Annotated in this window: 17 protein-coding genes; 12 read left to right on the forward strand and 5 right to left on the reverse strand. The window is 57.6% G+C overall.

From position 1 onward, the window contains the following. Positions 1-18 precede the first annotated feature (18 nt). The 7 genes from W02_RS08315 (at position 19) to W02_RS08345 (ending at position 7,389) form a co-directional block, all read left to right on the forward strand. Positions 19-1,413, forward strand: a complete 1,395-nt coding sequence (locus W02_RS08315; RefSeq protein WP_173046638.1) for an alpha/beta fold hydrolase — start codon at positions 19-21, stop codon at positions 1,411-1,413. Beyond that, positions 1,410-2,243 carry a hypothetical protein gene (locus W02_RS08320; RefSeq protein ID WP_173046640.1) on the forward strand — a complete coding sequence of 278 codons (834 nt, stop codon included), beginning with the start codon at positions 1,410-1,412 and terminating at the stop codon, positions 2,241-2,243. Before W02_RS08315 ends, W02_RS08320 begins: the two co-directional genes overlap by 4 nt. 228 nt (positions 2,244-2,471) lie before the next feature. Continuing rightward, positions 2,472-3,206, forward strand: a complete 735-nt coding sequence (locus W02_RS08325; protein ID WP_173046642.1) for an intradiol ring-cleavage dioxygenase — start codon at positions 2,472-2,474, stop codon at positions 3,204-3,206. 186 nt (positions 3,207-3,392) lie between these two features. Then, complete coding sequence (locus W02_RS08330; RefSeq protein WP_173046644.1) at positions 3,393-4,085, forward strand: lipocalin family protein; 693 nt, start codon at positions 3,393-3,395, stop codon at positions 4,083-4,085. Further along, a complete protein-coding gene (locus W02_RS08335) occupies positions 4,051-5,409 on the forward strand; it encodes a hypothetical protein (RefSeq protein WP_173046646.1) in 1,359 nt (452 codons plus the stop codon). The genes W02_RS08330 and W02_RS08335 overlap by 35 nt, the downstream gene beginning before the upstream one ends. A 289-nt stretch (positions 5,410-5,698) precedes the next feature. Beyond that, complete coding sequence (locus tag W02_RS08340) at positions 5,699-5,905, forward strand: hypothetical protein (protein ID WP_173046648.1); 207 nt, start codon at positions 5,699-5,701, stop codon at positions 5,903-5,905. Between the two features lie 206 nt (positions 5,906-6,111). After that, positions 6,112-7,389, forward strand: coding sequence for an NAD(P)/FAD-dependent oxidoreductase (locus W02_RS08345; RefSeq protein ID WP_173046650.1), 1,278 nt, complete (start codon positions 6,112-6,114; stop codon positions 7,387-7,389). Positions 7,390-7,474: 85 nt separating this feature from the next. On the opposite strand, the gene W02_RS08350 is transcribed toward W02_RS08345, so the two are convergent. After that, positions 7,475-8,230: a hypothetical protein gene (locus W02_RS08350; protein ID WP_173046652.1), complete on the reverse strand. Its 756-nt coding sequence runs from the start codon at positions 8,228-8,230 to the stop codon at positions 7,475-7,477. A gap of 1,026 nt (positions 8,231-9,256) precedes the next feature. Here W02_RS08350 and W02_RS08355 point away from each other — a divergent pair. The 3 genes from W02_RS08355 (at position 9,257) to W02_RS08365 (ending at position 11,296) form a co-directional block, all read left to right on the forward strand. Next, positions 9,257-9,925, forward strand: a complete 669-nt coding sequence (locus W02_RS08355; protein WP_173046654.1) for a hypothetical protein — start codon at positions 9,257-9,259, stop codon at positions 9,923-9,925. 219 nt (positions 9,926-10,144) lie between these two features. After that, complete coding sequence (locus tag W02_RS08360) at positions 10,145-10,510, forward strand: hypothetical protein (protein WP_173046656.1); 366 nt, start codon at positions 10,145-10,147, stop codon at positions 10,508-10,510. 234 nt (positions 10,511-10,744) lie between these two features. Beyond that, the gene (locus tag W02_RS08365) at positions 10,745-11,296 is read left to right on the forward strand and encodes a hypothetical protein (RefSeq protein ID WP_173046658.1); all 552 of its coding nucleotides are present in this window, start codon (positions 10,745-10,747) and stop codon (positions 11,294-11,296) included. 164 nt (positions 11,297-11,460) lie between these two features. Here the strand turns inward: W02_RS08365 and W02_RS08370 are convergent, their stop codons facing one another. Together W02_RS08370 and W02_RS08375 are read right to left on the reverse strand one after the other, a co-directional pair. Beyond that, positions 11,461-12,678, reverse strand: coding sequence for a HEAT repeat domain-containing protein (locus tag W02_RS08370; protein ID WP_173046660.1), 1,218 nt, complete (start codon positions 12,676-12,678; stop codon positions 11,461-11,463). A 48-nt stretch (positions 12,679-12,726) separates the two neighbouring features. Beyond that, a complete protein-coding gene (locus W02_RS08375) occupies positions 12,727-13,122 on the reverse strand; it encodes a hypothetical protein (RefSeq protein ID WP_173046662.1) in 396 nt (131 codons plus the stop codon). Between W02_RS08375 and W02_RS08380 the strand changes: the two genes are divergently transcribed. Beyond that, a complete protein-coding gene (locus tag W02_RS08380) occupies positions 13,102-14,508 on the forward strand; it encodes a tetratricopeptide repeat protein (protein ID WP_173046664.1) in 1,407 nt (468 codons plus the stop codon). The two genes, W02_RS08375 and W02_RS08380, sit on opposite strands and share 21 nt — an antisense overlap. Here the strand turns inward: W02_RS08380 and W02_RS08385 are convergent. After that, on the reverse strand, positions 14,505-15,359 hold the full coding sequence (locus W02_RS08385) for a D-alanyl-D-alanine carboxypeptidase family protein (protein WP_173046666.1): 855 nt from the start codon (positions 15,357-15,359) through the stop codon (positions 14,505-14,507). The genes W02_RS08380 and W02_RS08385 overlap by 4 nt on opposite strands. A gap of 18 nt (positions 15,360-15,377) precedes the next feature. Then, a complete protein-coding gene (locus tag W02_RS08390) occupies positions 15,378-16,178 on the reverse strand; it encodes a DUF4412 domain-containing protein (protein WP_173046668.1) in 801 nt (266 codons plus the stop codon). A 349-nt stretch (positions 16,179-16,527) separates the two neighbouring features. Here W02_RS08390 and W02_RS08395 point away from each other — a divergent pair, with 349 nt between their 5' ends. Beyond that, positions 16,528-17,982 carry a caspase family protein gene (locus tag W02_RS08395; protein ID WP_173046670.1) on the forward strand — a complete coding sequence of 485 codons (1,455 nt, stop codon included), beginning with the start codon at positions 16,528-16,530 and terminating at the stop codon, positions 17,980-17,982. The last annotated feature ends 30 nt before the right edge of the window (positions 17,983-18,012 follow it).

Here is an 18,012-nt window from a genome sequence, read left to right on the forward strand (position 1 = left end):
GGATCGCCGGTACAGGTCATGACTAGCCGTCAACACGGGAAACCGCTACTCGTCCTCATCCACGGTTTCATCAGCGACCACCGCTGCTGGGACACCTTGTGTCAACTCTTCTTTGCGGATTCGAGAATATCGGATCGGTTCGACATCGAATGCTATGAATACCCGACCTCGCTGGTGGGAAGAGGAACCGAGGATTCCCACCCGATTCTCAGGCAGGTGGCGGGTCGTTTGATCGATTTCCTGTCTCAGCCGCGCTTCGCGGGACGGCAACTCGTGCTGGTGGGCCACAGCCAGGGAGGATTAGTCATCCAGGCGTATTTCGTCCTCTTGTTGGAAACCGGTCAGGCACGCCAACTTTCACGCATCCGGCAAGCCATTTTCATCGCAACGCCCAATCTGGGCTCGATCTTTCTTGACCGAACCAGGAGATTGATGGACCGGGTCCTGAGATTCATCGGCGGATCCTTCCTGCATCCTCAGGAACGACTGTTACGAGCCCTGCAGCCGCAGATCATGGAAATCCAGAAGCTTCTGCTGGAAAGGATTGTGTCCGCGGCAACCCACTCCGACCAATCGTTTCCGGTCCCGCTGCAGTGCTTTTACGGCTCCGAAGACAAAGTGGTGCTGGATGTGTCGGCCCAAAGCTTTTTCTCTCCGGACGTCTGCACCGCGCTGCTCGCGGGACACATGGATATCATCAAACCGCCGGATCGATCGGACGAGCGGTACATCAAATTGGTCGACGCCCTTCTCCACCCGATCGGACATGCGAACGTCGTCGAAATCGAGCGCTATGACACGCGTCTGCGGGTCGAACCGTTTGACGGGCGCGAAGGCGTGGAGGTATCGCACGGCACGACAAGCCGGAAGGTCTATACCGACAATCGGGCAATCTTGTCGCGGAGCATGGTGATCTCGAAAAAGAACCGGTGCTGGAATCACTGCGATATGTCCTACCTGACGAATCCCGAGGGGTTCGTCCGTCCGATTCCCCCCGAACTGCTGGAGCAGGTCGAGCGGAAGGAGCGCACCCGCTATGAAAACAACGGCCGGGAATTCAATTACGTCTTCTCTCCGGTCTCGGGGCGCACATACGACGTGACTATCGAGATTCTGCGCGGTTTCGAAGCAGGCGACCGGCGCATTCATTTTCATCTCGGAACATCGTGCTACCATCAGGTGGTGACCTACAGCCTCGACCTCACGGCTTACCTGGCGGCGGGATATCGGATCAGCCGCACGCCACGGTTATATATCGAAGAAGGAGAGACACACCGTTGCGAGCAGATCTGGGCTACTCCTCCGCTCGAAGCCGTTCCTTCCGGTCAGGAAGGTTTCTGGCAGTGGGAACTGCGTGATCTGCGGCAGGGAGCGATCGGACTGGCATGGGACATCGCCGTTGAGCCAGTATGACCAACCTCGCGTTCATCACGCTCGTGATTTTGGTGATGGCCTTTCCCGGCTACGTGCTCAGAGCCAGCTACTACGCCGGAACCTTCACCCGGAATGTCCTCCCGAAAAGCTGGACCGACGACATCGCGAAGGCAGTCCTCTATTCGCTGCCTCTACACACTGCGGCGCTCATCGCTCTTGAATACCTGCAGCACCACGGACTCGTCCACACCACCCTGACGTTCGAAATCGCCTATCGGGTGCTTGTGGGCGAGTATGACGGCCGTCTCGCCGAGATCGCCGGCACGCTCTATCGCAACAAACTCCACGTCGGCTTGTACTATGCCTGTGTGTTGTCCGCCGCCTTTGCGCTCGGGCATGTGTTTCGCTGGATCGTGTGGAAGCACAAACTGGACGTCAGATTCCCGTGGCTGCTGCGATATCGAAATGAATGGCTCTACACGCTGATGGGTCGGGACATTCCGACCCCTCCCGAGTATGAGAAGGCCGCGGTCTATGCCCGGATCGAAGCGCTGACCAGGGCGCAGGCAGAACAGGAGGGGAAAATGCGTCTGTACCGCGGGGTCGTCGAAGGATTTACCACCGAAGAATCCGGCGCCTTGCGGGATATCCTGATTACTAATGCGGAGCGGGGAACGTTCATACCGAACGATCAGCACGGAGAACACACGTTTGAGTGGAAGGCGGTCAGTCCGGGCGATCTGATGGTGCTGAAGTATTCGGAACTCCAGAACCTGAACGTCACCTATTTATTGGACGTACCCGATTCTCCTCCGCCCGCTTTTGAAATAGCAGAAACGGCTCAGAAACAATCTTTCCCGTCCGCGTGATTTCAACCACTTTGCGGCCGTGTTTCTTGATGTCGGCCAGACCCTGTTCGATGTCTTTCATGAGGGCGCTGTACGTTCCCATGTGTCACACTATACCAGACGCGTTGAATGGTATAAAACTATCCTTCGTGCGGTGTCCCGCGCCGATGGCGAACCGCCCGTCAAGGCGATAGGCCACGTCCTCGCCCGCGGTTTATTCCCGGTGGGGGATCCCATGGAGGAATCCAGATGACCTTTGATGACGATCCGACCGGCCGTATGCTTTCCCGCCGCGACGTCGTTTGCCTGCTTGGAAGCGGCGCAGCCTGGATGCTGGCCATCAATATGGCGCCACGATGGGTGAAAACCGCTGTTGCCACCGACCTCTGCGTGGTCAGACCGGAGCAGACTGAGGGTCCCTACTTTGTCGATGAGCGTTTGAACCGATCCGATATTCGCTCCGATCCATCAGACGGACAGAGCAGGCCCGGTGCTCCGCTCGCGTTGACGATTCTGCTCTCGCGCCTCACGGATGGAACATGCCGGCCGTTGACCGGCGCACAGGTGGATATCTGGCAATGTGACGCGAGCGGGGTGTATTCGGACGTGCGCGATCCCGGATTCAAGACGATCGGGAAAAAGTTCTTACGCGGCTACCAGATAACCGACCAACTTGGAGAGGCCAGATTCCTGACCATATACCCAGGCTGGTACCGAGGCAGGACCGCCCATATCCATGTGAAAGTCCGTACCGCTCCCAGGAATGGCCGCAGCTTCGAGTTCACCTCGCAGATCTATTTCGACGACGCCTATACGGACCGCGTCCATGCAGATGGTCCGTATGCCGCGAGAGGGAAACGTACTGAACGCAATGAGGATGACGGCATTTTCCGCCGTGGTGGAGATCGCCTCATCCTCACTCCGACACCGATCGATGGCGGCAGTCATGCCGGTACGTTTGCGATCAGTCTGGCGTTGCCTTGAACGGGTCGGCCTCCTCCTCGAGCCTGCACCCATTCCATAGGTTCTATTTCCAAACGCCCGGCGGTTGATCGGCACCGTGCCTTCCCTACCGCAGTTCATTACGGCGAATCAGAGCCTGGCACCTGTGATAACCGAAGCGCATCTGGCATTCTGTGATTGTGATTAGCCTGGATATGCGGAGACACGATGAGGCCGTGGCTAGGAATTCATGGCACGATCCTAGGAGCTGCATTGTATGCGTGCTCGTCCATTCCAGCCCAGGATACTCTTCCCACCGCGACGGCAGTGGATTTAACCCGGTATGCCGGGACCTGGTACGAGATTGCTCGATTACCGCTCTGGTTTCAGCGGCATTGCCTCGACTCCAAGGCCGTGTATTCGATCCGCACCGACGGGAAGGTGGATGTTCACAACGAATGTTTCACCGACGAGGGTAGGACCGACGAGGCCAACGGCGTGGCAACAGTGGTCGATCCAAAAACCAACGCCAAACTCAGAGTGGTATTCGACAACTGGTTTGCGCGGGCATTTGGAGCATCCCGGGACGGCAACTATTGGATTATTGAGCTGGACGCCGAGTATCGCTTCGCCATGGTGGGCACGCCGGACCGACGCCATCTCTGGATTCTTTCCCGTTCGCCAAGCCTCGCCGAAGTCACGTACGCCAAACTGGTGGAACGGGCTGCGACACTCGGATTTCCAATTTCCGATCTGATACGCGATACTCGACCATCCCTTCATGAAGAACAAGGACGTTCATGCTGCTCGCCGTTCACCGACGCACGGCTCTTCGTCAAACAGCGAGCAACTGAGCGGACCGTTCTTCCTCGCAATCACCGCCTTTTTGACATCCATCGTCTCGTACTATCGCCTCGATGACGGCGCCGCCAAGGCCGCTCATTGGTCCCTAACCGCCTGGGTATTCCCGGCCTCTCTCGTCGTTTGTGTACTTCCTGCGCTTGTTCTGATTTGGCGATATCGGCGTGCCGGTGGACTCGCCTCGAAATCCGTGCGGCTGACGGTAGCCATGAATATCCTGTCAGTCGGTTGCATCCTGGTGCTGACCGAAGTCCTCCTGCGTCTCGTCGCAGCGCCGCATCCCGAAGGTCCGCTGGTGGGAGACACGCGTCTTCTTCCCCGAAACTGGAGCGATGTTGCGGGCTATCGACTTGCTTTATGGAAGGAGCATGCGGCTGGGTCCGGCGTGCTCGTCTTTGATCCTCAGCTGGGATGGACCGTCGCGCCGAACCGAAGCAGTACCGGTCCTGCCGGCGAGAAGAACTTCAGCAGCGCCGAAGGAAGGCGGATCGGTTCCCAAAGGCCCCACTCTCTACGCAACCAGTCCGGAGTCACGATCGCGCTGATGGGTAATTCCTACGTCTTCGGATCAGATGTCGATTACGAACAGACCTGGGGGTTTCATCTCGAAACACAGTTAGCAGGTAAGGGACAAGTATGGAACTTTGGGGTACCTGCTTACGGCGTTGACCAGGCGTACCTTCGATACCTCAAGGAGGTGCAGGGCCGGCGGCCGGACATCGCCATTCTGGGACTGATCAGTCACGACCTCATCCGCACGACCATGGTGTACTATGCCGTGGGATTTCCGGGAGCTGTGGTTCCGGGTGCCAAGCCAAGGCTGGTTCTGAGAGACGGGGACCCGACACCTGTCAATATTCCACTTCCTCAACCCGAAGCAGTTTATGCGACCGCCCGGGTCGACGAACTGCCACACGTCACCGACGACCGGATATACCGGAGGAGCGACTGGCAGGAGCATTGGTATGCATGGTCATATCTGCTTCGCTACTTCGTGTCCTGGTGTAACCCTTGCGGCGGCATTGCAGGCACGCCTTCAGAGGATGAGGAAACCGTCGCACTGAACGGAGCCATCCTTCGTGCCTTCGTCCGTGAGGCGAAGAACGCCGGAACGATCCCGATCGTCGTCTTTCTTCCGTCATTCACTGAATACCGCGATGAAGGGGAACATTTGTCAGGCAAGTCGCTGTTGGGCACCAGAGTGTTGGACCGGGCGAAGGTAGAGTTCGTCGATATGACGTACTGCGTGGACCGGAGCGACGCCCGCAACCGATTCACGAGTGGTTGGCACTATACCCCTGAAGCCAACAAGAATCTTGCGGCCTGCCTCTTTGATATCCTCAAACCCCACCTCTCAACCTTATCCCCACGTTATGTGAATTGATTCAAATTTGGTTCATTCCTTCAAGAGCTGGAAAGCGAGCGAGTTCGCTCACCTCGCACAGTACAAACTTGTGCTACCGGATTGGATTTGCCTCCTTCCCTTCACCAAGATTTGGCACCGATAACGATATTCTCCTTATTTTTCGAGATAGTCGCAAGTACATTGATTCGAGAGACCCCGGGCAGACGCAGGAACGACCTTTGCTGGGGCTCCAATGTTGAACCCGCGTCCGAATCACATCATTGGTTGAAATGTTAGCCACCCTTAAGGGAAGCACGAGGCCCGCTGCATGTCCTATCAAACCGCCGCCAATCAGATCCTTGAAGTAGTCATTGCCAATCCTGACTGCACTCTCGATGAGTTAAGCGAAAGACTCCCCGACATGCATTGGTCCGACGTCTTTCTCGAGGTTGACCGACTGAGCCGCAAGGGCCAGCTCCTCCTGATTCGGACCAGCTCGGGATTCACAACCACCCTCCGGGCACAGGAACCGTAAGGGCCCTCCGTTTTCTGCTCCACGTCTATTCCGAGATCCGCGAGCGTCCCTATTGTCGGCCGCGGCAGCATGGCTCCGTTGACAACCTCTTCGTCCTCAACACAGGCCTCAAATTGGGCTCTCTGCCGAACCCATGAACCCCTTTTGTACACGTCATTCTTCCATTGACTATGGATTTTCCATGGCCATAGCCTGTCACATACACCATGCGTAGCACACGCGTTGTCATCATCGGTGGAGGGTTCGGAGGACTCAGTGCCGCGCTGTCCCTGCGCGACGTCGATGTCACACTCATCGACCGCACGAATCACCACGTGTTTCAGCCGTTGTTGTATCAAGTCGCCACCGCCGCCCTGTCGCCCAGCGATATTGCATGGCCCCTCCGCACGATCCTGCGCGGACAGCGCAATATCCGAGTGGTCATGGATGATGTGCTCTCGATCGATCGGGTGGTCAGAAGTGTCACGCTTCGCAACAGCGGGCCGATTTTGTTCGATGTACTCATCGTCGCGACCGGATCCCGACATTCGTATTTCGGACACGATGAATGGGAGTCGTTTGCGCCGGGACTCAAGACCATGGCAGACGCGATCCGGTTGCGCGAGAGAATGCTATTCGCGTTCGAAGAGGCGGACCGTCGGCAGGCCGCGACGGGAACGCACGATCCCCTCAATTTTGTCATCGTGGGCGGCGGACCTACCGGAGTGGAGCTTGCCGGGGCCATGGCCGAGATCGGGCGAAAAGCCATGGGACCGGATTTTCCGACGCTACGGCTGAATGATCTGTCGATCGTGCTGGTTGAAGGAGGGCCGCGCCTGTTGCCGGGATTCAGCCCGGACCTTTCGTCCAAGGCCGCCGACGACCTGTCGCACATGGGAGTGACCGTCCGTCTGAACACCGAAGTCACGGCAGTGCACGCCGGCGCAGTTTCCATAGGGCAGGAACGGATTCCGGCAACAAACATCATTTGGGCTGCCGGAAACAAAGCCTCCCCGCTTCTGGCGACGCTGAAGGCTCGCCAAGACTCCACCGGGCGTGTGTACGTCACGCCGGACCTGTCGATTCCTGACGAACCCTGGATCTTCGTTATCGGCGACGCCGCGCATTGTCCGGGAAAAGACGGGGCACCTCTGCCGGGCCTGGCGCCGGTCGCCATGCAGCAGGGCCGATACGTGGCGGACATGATCGAGAAAGACGTGCCGAGCGAACAACGGCGCCCGTTCGTTTATCGGGACCGCGGTATGCTGGCGACAATCGGCCGGGCACGTGCTGTGGCTGAAATAGGCCCGCTCCACGTCTCGGGCCTCATCGCGTGGGTCCTCTGGTGCACGGTGCACATTTTTTTCCTGATAGGATTCCGGAACCGGGTCCGCGTCATGTTCGAATGGATCTGGTATTACCTCACCTTCAAACCCGGCGCGCGACTCCTCTACGCCCAGACACAAACCTCACATGAAGAGGAGCGGCAGCGGGTCGATCCCTAGACAGTGAGCGCATACGTTCAACAGTAGCGACGCGTATGGACTGCCGCCAAAATACGCAAGCCTGTGATTCCTCTAGGCGAACCCGTCATGACTCGCGCACACGATGAAACCGGCGAACCTTCATTGACTGGCTCCGCCCGTCTCTGCCGACCCCTACGAGATAGCTGGATTCCTGAAACCCATCACCGAACTGCTTTTCCACATGGCCGAGATCCCCGGCGTCACGAGATTGCTGTTCCCGGGCGCGTATGAGCGTCTGTAAACGGACGACCTTTGCCGCGATACGATTCAGTTTTTCCTCTTCTTCCATCAGCTCTTCCACCAAAAATGCCCGCGTCCCCTCTCTGTCCTGTTCAGAGCGGTTTCCAGACCGGGGAACAAGCTGACGCTCTGTGCGCGGCCCGTCGCTGTGCTGAAACGTCTGGTCATCTGCGAATGATCCTGGCATGTGTTCAGGTAAGACTTGCGCCGAACGTGCATGGTTTTTTTCAGATGGCTGAGGGGCAACCGGGCGACCAGGCGCTCGGGCGGTGAGCGCTTGCCAGAGATCCGCGGCTGTCTTTGAAACGCTATTCTTTACGGTAGTTCCAAATCGATTCAACCTGTCTCTCAGTGCCATGCCGGTCACCATGGTCCGCAATCCACGTCCCCATGAAATGAGCGTGCGCACGACCCACGACCCTACGGCCGTGGAAATCTTTTCTGCGGCTTGAACCTGTTTCCATGCCCAAACGCGCAACGGCGAGGGACGCAACGAGGACGGATATTTCACTTGCAGTCCACCCGGCTGGATCCGAATTTGCTTGACCGGTCTACGATTAGCCAACGTTCGATAACTCATGTGACGTGCCTCCTTCAAACTACAGGACGCTCGTGTGAAAATGTTTGATGCGCAGATGAAACCGACCGGCTGAACCCGAGAGGATCAATCTCTCAATATGCCACGGGGGAGACGAACGACACGAATCGACCCGCTGTTCACAAACGGGTTCAGCCCGTCATTGGCAATTCAGGAGGGTCGGAGGGTCAAATCCGTGCCGGTAAACCGGAAAAGTCACAAGATGGACCAATGGTGTCCGGAATGGAGCCGGCGCTGGGAATCGAGAGGGCTGCCAATTGGTCATAAAATATCTCTACCCCTGCGAGATTGCATTAGTCAATGGGTTAATGGGCCGCAACATCGCACAGGGAAACATTTGTCGAGATCCATCAACTTGTCACTGTGTCTATAATAAATATCGCCCCCGGGATGTCGAGGGCTTCAAACGAAGACATGGGCCAACGAGGATATCACCATTATCTGGAGACCTACTTAGGATGTTCCGCAACCCTTTGCTTTTCTAACTATGATCATGATCATGAGAACAGCCGTTGCTGCATGAACCCCAGGCGGGCATGGAGCCGGTCCTTCGCTTCGTCTACTGTCGTAATGACGACCGTCCTCGGCGAAGGCCAGAGCCACTGATCCCGAACTCTCCAGACATGTTGATTTCAGGACGTCTAATTCATTCTGCCTGCAACCCTACTCCACATGGCCAACGTATTCATGGTGAGGCAGTCCTCCTCGAGACGGTCGCCCCACCGTCTGTATGAATGAACAGCGCCTCGTGTAGGGTCCGTAAACGGAAGCGATGAAGACGTTTGCATGAGCCACCCCGGGGTGCGATCTGCGGGTCTGTGGCCGGTTTGTCGGTGGCATGTTTGCGATCGAAGTCCTTTCAACGAACATGCACGATCGCTCGGTCGAGCGGCGATAACGGGAGCGTTTGTTGCAGGACGCTTCTGGCAGTCATTGCCGTAATTGTGGTAGTCATCATTCGTTTCCGGCGATCCGCATGATCCCTGATTACTTTGGAGGTTGATCCCGATGCGCCGACGCTCTGCTTTCGACATTCTCCGTCTGCGGCCGTTCGCCAGACAGTCGCTTTCACTCGGCGTGCTGCTGAGCGCCGCCTGTCTCGCGTTATTGTCCGGAGAACCGGGTGCCGCGCGGGAACGAAAGATGGAAGTGCTCCCGGCTCAAACGACCGCCCCACCAGCTGTCGTCATCGACCAGGTCAGTGATGAGCACCATCTCCGAACGCAATTGCGTGGCAAGAATGATGTGGTCGAGCTTTCCGCCTCGAGCAGTCCCTTTTCGCAAGCCCCAACCGGCACCTTCGGATTCATTGCCCCCAGAGCGTTGGGCATGGCGCTCGTCACGCAAAGCCCTGACCTCACACTGGAACGCATCCCCACCGCTTCCAATTCGTACGAAATTCACAAACTCAAGAACGGCAGCGGGATGCTCGTCGGATTTGTCGCACACGATGTGATGGCTCAGATATCGCCTGCCAATCGGCCCAAAAACGTTCACCTTTCCTTCCATTCAAACCCATCGGAGAAGGCGCCATATATAGCAGCCGTCCCGCTGGTCAAACTGATGGTCGACCGGATGCCCGTCCCTCTCGACGTGAAAAATCCCGAGAGCACTGTCACCCTGAACATGGATCTGCAGGGATCGGCCAACCGTAAGTCTCCAACCGTCCCCCAATAATTAATTCAGACATCCTCATCGACAATGCCTTGACACCTCTGCAGTCGGGGGGTGAAGCTAAAGAATAGCCTGGAGGTGTCTTATGAGGCCGGGGTAGCTTTCCTTTCTCATTTCTCTTCTTCCCCCTCTTCTTCTTTTCCTTCATCCCACAATTGTGTGTGCCCCGCAACGCAGGATGCGAAGGGCACTGTTGTATCCAACATACAAGGAGGTCGCACCATGAAAACCTCTCTCGTGCTCCTCACCGCGTTTGCCGTGATATTCCTGGCACTACCGTCCGCATCGGCGAATCCGAACATGCTGCCCAAACATCCCGGTTACCCGATGGGAAAAGCGCAAGACCCCGTGTCGGGACAACCGCTGGCCAATGACCCCGGACAGGTCAATGCGACCGGAGAGAAATCCCTGGCCGCAGCTGCTGGCATTGACGATGTCCATTCAACGCAAAACCTGCCCACCAATGTCGATAATGAGAGGCTGCTGGAAAAACCAGGTGCAGGAGTGCTGCCGAAGGTTCAGGGCCCCGATATTCGAATCGAGCCGCCCGTGAAGGAGGGCACCAAGGTACAAGCCTCGCCCCAATAGCGAGCGGATCGACCGGGTTTCGGACCGTCATGGTCCGGAGCCCGGTCGCAGTCCTGCGTTGTTTCATGATTAGGGACGGCGTTCACGGACCCAACCCGTCTTCCAATTCCACATTCCCACTGACAGCCAATGAGAAGGTGCGAGGAAAAACAGACTTGTTCTTCTCATCGGTCGGGAGTACGATCTTTCCTTCCGACTTCGTTTATTCACATCATATCTGGGAGGAATGGGGTCATGAGCATTCGATCAGTACGGGCGTTGGGATACATTGCGCTGATGGGTTTCCTCGCTGGCGGTTGTGCGACCGAAAGCACGACCGGTTCGTCCGGTGCAACATCGTCTCCGGCCGGCGCCGCGACGACCGGCACGCCAAAATCCGGCGGAAGTATGTCCGGTGGAGCATCGTCCAATGCATCGAAATCCGGTGCCGCAATGTCCGGAAGCTCGAGCAGTGACTCGACGCCGGCCGCCGGATCCTCACCAAGCAAAGCCGCGGCAAATAATGCGGCAGGGCTCCAGACGGACTCGCTCCAGGCTTGTCTGGCACGAATTCCATCTTCCGCATCGGCAGGAACGAAAATGGTGGCGGAAGAAAGCTGTAAGCAAAACGAAGCGCTCCGCTTGGGGATTGTTGGAACGGCTTCGACGAAAAGTAACGATCGGGCGGCTTCCGGAACTCAGGGCGACACGCTCGACGCCTGTATGGCCCGCATCCCAAAGGATGCGACTTCGGGCCAGCGCATGATGGCGGAACAGAGCTGCAACCGCGACCAGGCCAATCGGTAGTCATTCCGGTTCCCTTCGGTTATCCGGGAGATTGTGCCCGCGCCGTCTCCCGGACCTGACTCAATGGAAACTTACCGTTGTCGTTCCCGATCTTCGACGCTTTACGCCGGTGATTCAGAAACGGACGTGCCCTCCTCATCGCGCAGGCCTGGAAGTGCCTGCGACTAAAAGCCTAATGCCTTCTCGAGATCGTCCTGCCCTTTCTTAAACTGTTTTTGCTCCACTGCGTCTTTTTTCTTGGCCAGGGATTCCAGTTCTTCTGCCTTCTTCTTCAGGGCAGCGCTTTCTTTCTTACGCCCCTCCTCCTGTTGCTCTTCCTGGAGCGAAGCCTCCTGGACTTCTTTGATGGTACGGTCTGCCACCGTCATCCATGACAGTCGGTAACCCGGCTTCCGGAGAGCCTGTTCTTGATAGAGCACGACAAAGCGAGTGGGATAGCTGCGTCTGCCGATCTGCCTCTCTTCCAGCACATACACGGTTGGAGAGCCGAAAAGCTTTGGATCATATGAATCGAGATAGATCCTGCTGCCTTGTTTCGCTCCTATGGACTGGACCTTCTGCATGTACTCCGTAAAGGCCTGCATGTTTGTCGGATCAGGCGGCTGAACATTTTCCAACTCCTTTCCTGCCGCCTGCTGTGCCAAACTGTTCGCCTCGTTTTCGTCTTGCAGCTGATACCGGTATTTGTCTTTGAACTCTGCAAGCGGAAATGGTCCCTTCTTGGCCTTCCCCCTGAAAAATTGAGCCGGATCGCTTTTCCCGCTGATGGAGACATAAGACAGCCGACCGACTGTGGCATCACTCGAATCAAACCAATAACTACTGTCCGGAGCAACCGGCATCGAATATTTTGACGCGTCTGCCGGAGTTTGCGGCGTGCGTCCAACGCTCATCAGGATGATCCGCTGTTTCAGCAACGCCAGCGCGTTTCCCTTCCCATGGCCGATCATTTGCGAGACGGCTTGCCGTACATCCGGCACGGGATCGTTCGTGATTGGGATCAATGCATCGACATCCTGATCCTGCGGTCCGATCATGCCGAGCGCATCGGCTGCCGCAATTCGCAGATCGGGTTCATCGCTGGAGAACATCCCTATGATCTCAGGTAGGTAGGTTCGACTGGCAGTCGAACCTAGCGTGTGTACGTCCTGCTTCAGGATATCAATCGTGTCCTTCCTGAGTTTCTCGCAATTGGCCGGTCCGGAAGGCTTGCCGCCACAGTCCCGAAGATAATTGTCGAGGGTTGCATCTTTCGGTGATGATGCCTTAACCGGCGGGGTCCCCTCCGCCAGCGATGGGGACAGTCCAAGACCGGAGAACGCCATGAGCCAAAGCGGGAGCCACATGTACGTCAATAAACGATTGTCGAGATTTCGTCTCATCGAGCGTCCTCCTCAGCCGATTGTACGAGTCCCCTCGCCGTCATGGCCTTATCGCTGCAACCGACGGAAATCGATGTATCTGCGACTGCGTCCTTGTGAACCGCTCAATTCATCCTGTCTGAAGTTCGCCGCTATCAGGGTTCGTACGACGCTGGCACTAAACCTGGTCTTTGGATCGCATTTGTCCTTTAATTTTGTCAGATCATCAATAATGATCTTGATGCTGATGAAATCGCTTGTCGGCAGCGCATCTCTGTGTTTCTTCCAGAGATCTTCATCTTGCGGATGACATCCGGGCGCTGCGGCACCGTTGAGCGGACCCGAGAGCAGCGTCATCGCAATCAGCAAACCCCCTGACATCATCGCCACAATTCTCATAGCTCCCCCTATCTCATTAAAGCCGCAATGCAGTATAACGGCGGCGTGGACCGCCTCATCCTTCACCGCTTGGCCTTCTTTGCTCTCGCCGCTTCAGCCACCGTGGCAACCTATGCGGGCGCGGTCTACGGCGATTTCCAATTCGACGATGTTCCCGCGATTCTCGAGAATCCGCATCTGGAGCGCTGGGAAACCTTCCTCGGCCATCTCGGCCACATGGTCCGGCCCGCACTCTACGGGACGTTGCTTATCGATCGGTCGCTGTATGGAACCGGCCCAACCGGATATCATGTCCTGAATCTGTTGCTTCATCTCGGATCCGGGCTGCTCATCTATCGGATTCTTTCTCATGCGGTGACGGAGGACATCCGACAGCCCGCGTTCTGGACCGCACTGCTCTTTCTGATCCATCCGATTCAAACCGAAGCCGTCACGTACATCTCAGGCCGCGCTTCCGGTCTGATGGCTTTTTTCTATCTTCTTGCCCTTACCCTCTATCTCGAAGCCGCGACGCATCGCCGAAACAGCATCTCTTCCCGACGGTATCTGATCGGAGCGCTCATCTCGTTCATGCTGGCCCTCGGCTCTAAAGAAACCGCCATGACCTTCCCGTTCGTGCTCCTGCTGTGGGACCCATTGATCCGCCGGCTCGATCATGCCGAACTTCGCCGGACCTTCCTCTCATCTCACCTACCATTCTGGCTGGTCCTGTTCGCCGCGGGGTTGTGGACCTGGTCTCATCCCCGCTACTCTGCCCTTGCTCAATTCAGTTTCGGTCTCCGGCCTTTCTGGGACAATCTCCTCAGCGAACTCCATGCCGCGGTATATGCACTGTTGCTGCTTGTATGTCCCTGGAAGCAGAATTTCGACCACGACCTTCCCGTACTTCATTCGTTGTCAGAGTGGCCAATGCCGATCGACATGCTCTTGCTCTCCGGGATGGCAGGAGGAGCGCTGATCGCGGCTCGACGGCTTCCTCTCTTCTCATTCGGCCTTGCGTGGTTCTTCCTGCAGATGCTTCCCACCATCCTCATTCCCCGCAATGATCTTCTCAGCGAGCGCAACCTGTATTTGGCCTCCATGGGACCGTTCCTTGCGGTCGTCGCCCTTGGCATCCACCTGATATCGCGCCTCATCGTGACCCTGCCATATCTCAAACTCGTTCGTGTCGCCGCCGGGAGTCTGATCATCGCACTGGTCGTCACGCTCTGCCTTGTGACCGTCCAGCGAAACGCGCTGTATCGCGACCCGCTCCTTCTCTGGTCCGATACGGTGGCCAAATCACCGCGGAAAGCGAGACCACATAACAATCTGGGGCATTCCCTTGCGCAACGGGGCGACTGGAGCCGCGCGATCGACGAATTCCGGATCGCTGCCACGCTCGATCCAGACTACGTGGCGGCTCAAGACAATCTTCGCGACGCATACCTCCATCACGTCGGACGACGCTAAGGCCTGCCCCCCTCCTGTCCGACGCGCATCACCGCCTGTCCATACCGAAGCAACTGTGTCGTTTGTTCCCATTGGTCCATGAGATTGAGCCCCACCAGCAGGAATTGGTGCCCGTCTTTGACCATGCTGGCGATGAGACAGCGACCTGCCTTATTGGTATATCCGGTTTTCACGCCGGTGACTTCCTGATCGAGAAGCAGATCATTGGTGGTATACAGCGCGATGTGCCTCTTGCCATCCACGCTGGCGATATCCTGCATGACCGTTCGAACCATCGTGGGGAAAATCGGCACCTGCAGCGCCTGCTCCGTCAATTTTGAAAGGTCCGAGGCCGTCGAATAGTGTCCCGGAGCATCGAACCCACAGGGGTTGGCGAAGTGCGTATTCTTCAATCCCAACTTGCGGGCCCGCTCGTTCATCATTGTCACGAACCGGATGTCATCGCCGCCGACATGCCAGGCGACCGCCTCGCATGCATCATTCGCGCTGGTCACCAGCATGGCCATCACCAAATCCTGGAGGAGAAATTCTTCTCCGGCCTCAAACTGAAGGGACGAGCGGTGTCCGAGCGCTCGAGCGTCGATCTTCACCACACTTTGAAGCGGTGCAGCTTCCAACGCCACCAAGGCGGTCATGATTTTCGTCAGACTGGCGGGGGGAAGCCGGCGGGTCGCATTCTTTTCCAGCAAGACACGCCCGGATCTGAGCTCGACCAGATACAGAGCTGCAGCCCTTACGACGGGCCGGCCCGGCAGGTCGGAAGACGACTCGTGAGCAAGAACGCCTTCAGTCCACGCCGCCTGAGCCGTCACGAGCACCGCAACCAACAGCGATCCGGCGAGCAGCCGCATCTCCATATCGTCGTGGCCCTATCGACCGAACAGGCCCTTCATGAAATTGGTGGCCTTGTCCACCTCAGATTCGGCCGGGGGTTCAGGGTTCGGCGCCGGAGTCTCCTGCGGCATCACGACTTCTGGTCTCGTGCCTGATTGTCGCGTGCTGGGCAGCGGCGTTCCCGTCCCTCCCATATCGGGCCGGCCCATCGGCTGCCCCATACCGGAACGGCCCATCATTCCCATCATGCCCATGTCGAATTTCGTGAATCCCTCGGGGATCTCGAAGAGCTGAGGATCCTGCCTTCCGATCTTGAGATTGTTGAGTTCCGTGAGCATCCGCTTCTTTTCGTTGCCTTCCTTGTAGAGAAGGTCCTGCTTCACGTTGATTCCCTCCGTAGTCCGCCAGGAAAAGCCGCCATATTTCTTCCCGTCCGTACTGGTCGCGATGGTCTTGTACTTCGTGACCTTGACGCCGTTCAACGTTTCTTCGCCCATCACCGTATCTTCATAGGTCCATTGCGACGGATCACTCCCCCGGCCCTGGCCTCCGCCGATCGAATGTTCCATGTACATCTTTTCCGACGGCATGAGCTGCCACATCACTTTCGTGTCATATCGCAAAATCTGAACCGCTCCTTCACCGGCGCCGGTCAGCATTTCCCGCCGTTCCTTGCTCGGCGTGACGTACACATGCTGTTGAATGGTCCCTTCCTCGGTTTGAACGACCGAATCGGCCGAGTATTCCGCTTGAGGGCGGCTCGGTTGAGCCGCATCCGCAGGCAACAGGGCCAAGAGATTCGCCAGCGCAATCACGATCATCATGGCGTGTGACATGGTGAAGTCCTCCGGGGTGAGTCGCGTCCGACCGACATGACAGTCGCCGGAAAGCCCAATGCAAGCGGTGAGCGGTCGAGAATCGGGCGGAAGCGTAACGCGCGCCGGAAGGGAAGTAAAGTGGATAGGCACGGCTGGGGAATGTGAGAACATTGCACGAACTGTGCAAGATGACCCGAAACGCGGCCCTTTATGGCACCCGCCGCCTGCGCCAGGCTCATCGCAACAGATGAAGAACCGATCCGAATCCGCCGATTGCAAGCCCGAGGCTGCCTATTGTACACTTCAGCCCCTTCGGTATTGTCCAATCTGGGCAACAATTGCAGCGTGACTTGTTCTGCGAGGGTCCATGGTTAGCCGCTCCCGCCGATCAGGCCTTCTGCTTCTCCTCACCACTGTTATCATCCTTTGGGCGCTCCTTTCCGTTTCTCCTGCTGGCGCCGCATCGCGTGGTGCGAGTCCGGCAAAAGCCGTCCCTGGCGACGTATCGATCGAGGGCGAGTACTGGGCTTTGATCATCGGCATCAATGACTATCAATCGGCCCCCAAATTGAAGACCGCCGTCGCCGACGCGAGCGGCATACGCCAGGTGCTGGTGGATCGGTACGGATTCAAGCCCGAGAAGATCAAAATGCTGCTCAATGGAGACGCGACTCGAAGCCGCATCGAAGGGGCGTTCGTGAAGATGGCCCGGGAGGCCGCACCGTCCGACAGTGTGCTGGTCTACTACGCCGGCCACGGGCAGAACAGCGACGATAACCAACTCGCCTGGTGGGTTCCGGTGGAGGGAAATCTGGAGGAACCGGGAACATGGATTCTGGACGCGGCAATCCGAAACTACGTCGCAGCCATGCGCGCCCGCCATGTCTATGTGATCGCCGATTCCTGTTTCAGCGGCAATCTGTTCGCGCAATCCCGGGCGCTCGTCAACCCCGTCGCCGATAAGTACTACGCCAAACTCTACGCCAAACGGTCTCGCTGGGGCCTCACCTCAGGAAGCAACGAGCCGGTCGCCGATCAAGGCAAGGACGGGCACAGCGTCTTCGCTTATCACCTCATCACGTTCCTGAAAGACAACGACGAGCCGTATCTCGTCCCTAGCCGGATTGCCGACCATGTCATTCCGCTCGTCGCACGGAATGCCGAACAGATGCCGAGAAGCCAGCCCCTTCAAGGGGCAAACGACGAAGGCGGACAGTTCGTCCTGCAGCTGGCATCGGCCGCACGCGGCATCGAGGATCAGGGCAAAAAAGCCGAGGAAGCGGTCCGCCAGCAGCGTGACAAAGCGCAGGAAGAATTCAAGAAGGAATTGGAACGCATGGCCGAGGAACGGCGCCGCCTCGAAACCGATGCCAAAGAAAAGCTGGAACTGGAGCGCGCTCGCCTGATCGAACTCGAACGCCAACTTGAGAAGCAGCGCCGGGAAGAAGCGGACGTCAAACGGCAGCTCGAAGACGAACATCGTCAGCGTGTCGATGCCGAACGGCAGGCTGCCGAAGCCAAAAAATCTGGCGAGGCCGCACAGCAGGCCGCGAAGCTGAAGGCGGCGGAAGGCCAGCGCCAGGCTGAAGACGACACGCGAAAGAAACTCGCCGAAGAAAAGAAGCAACGAGAGGCGCTCGAACGCCAACTGGCGGATCAGCGTCAGCGAGAGACCGACACGCGCCGTGCACTCGAACAAGAACAGGCGCGACGGCGTGAGGCGGAACGGATCGCGAAAGACGCCCCGTCGAAGGGCGAATCGGCCGAGCCGCAGTATAAACCGGCGAAGAGCGAGCGAGCACCGTTCGTGGGCGGCTTTTAGGTCACCGGCAAGCCGAGTGACCGGCATATC

Origin of the sequence: Nitrospira sp. KM1 (genome assembly GCF_011405515.1) — a bacterium.
Classification (GTDB): Bacteria; Nitrospirota; Nitrospiria; order Nitrospirales; family Nitrospiraceae; genus Nitrospira_C.

Bases quoted from the DNA above. Each gene is read 5' to 3' on its own strand.
- W02_RS08315 (WP_173046638.1), top strand. From the start codon at position 19: ATGACTAGCCGTCAACACGGGAAACCGCTACTCGTCCTCATCCACGGT.
- W02_RS08320 (WP_173046640.1), top strand. From the start codon at position 1,410: ATGACCAACCTCGCGTTCATCACGCTCGTGATTTTGGTGATGGCCTTT.
- W02_RS08325 (WP_173046642.1), top strand. From the start codon at position 2,472: ATGACCTTTGATGACGATCCGACCGGCCGTATGCTTTCCCGCCGCGAC.
- W02_RS08330 (WP_173046644.1), top strand. From the start codon at position 3,393: ATGAGGCCGTGGCTAGGAATTCATGGCACGATCCTAGGAGCTGCATTG.
- W02_RS08340 (WP_173046648.1), top strand. From the start codon at position 5,699: ATGTCCTATCAAACCGCCGCCAATCAGATCCTTGAAGTAGTCATTGCC.
- W02_RS08345 (WP_173046650.1), top strand. From the start codon at position 6,112: ATGCGTAGCACACGCGTTGTCATCATCGGTGGAGGGTTCGGAGGACTC.
- W02_RS08350 (WP_173046652.1), bottom strand. From the start codon at position 8,230: ATGAGTTATCGAACGTTGGCTAATCGTAGACCGGTCAAGCAAATTCGG.
- W02_RS08355 (WP_173046654.1), top strand. From the start codon at position 9,257: ATGCGCCGACGCTCTGCTTTCGACATTCTCCGTCTGCGGCCGTTCGCC.
- W02_RS08360 (WP_173046656.1), top strand. From the start codon at position 10,145: ATGAAAACCTCTCTCGTGCTCCTCACCGCGTTTGCCGTGATATTCCTG.
- W02_RS08365 (WP_173046658.1), top strand. From the start codon at position 10,745: ATGAGCATTCGATCAGTACGGGCGTTGGGATACATTGCGCTGATGGGT.
- W02_RS08370 (WP_173046660.1), bottom strand. From the start codon at position 12,678: ATGAGACGAAATCTCGACAATCGTTTATTGACGTACATGTGGCTCCCG.
- W02_RS08385 (WP_173046666.1), bottom strand. From the start codon at position 15,359: ATGCGGCTGCTCGCCGGATCGCTGTTGGTTGCGGTGCTCGTGACGGCT.
- W02_RS08390 (WP_173046668.1), bottom strand. From the start codon at position 16,178: ATGTCACACGCCATGATGATCGTGATTGCGCTGGCGAATCTCTTGGCC.
- W02_RS08395 (WP_173046670.1), top strand. From the start codon at position 16,528: ATGGTTAGCCGCTCCCGCCGATCAGGCCTTCTGCTTCTCCTCACCACT.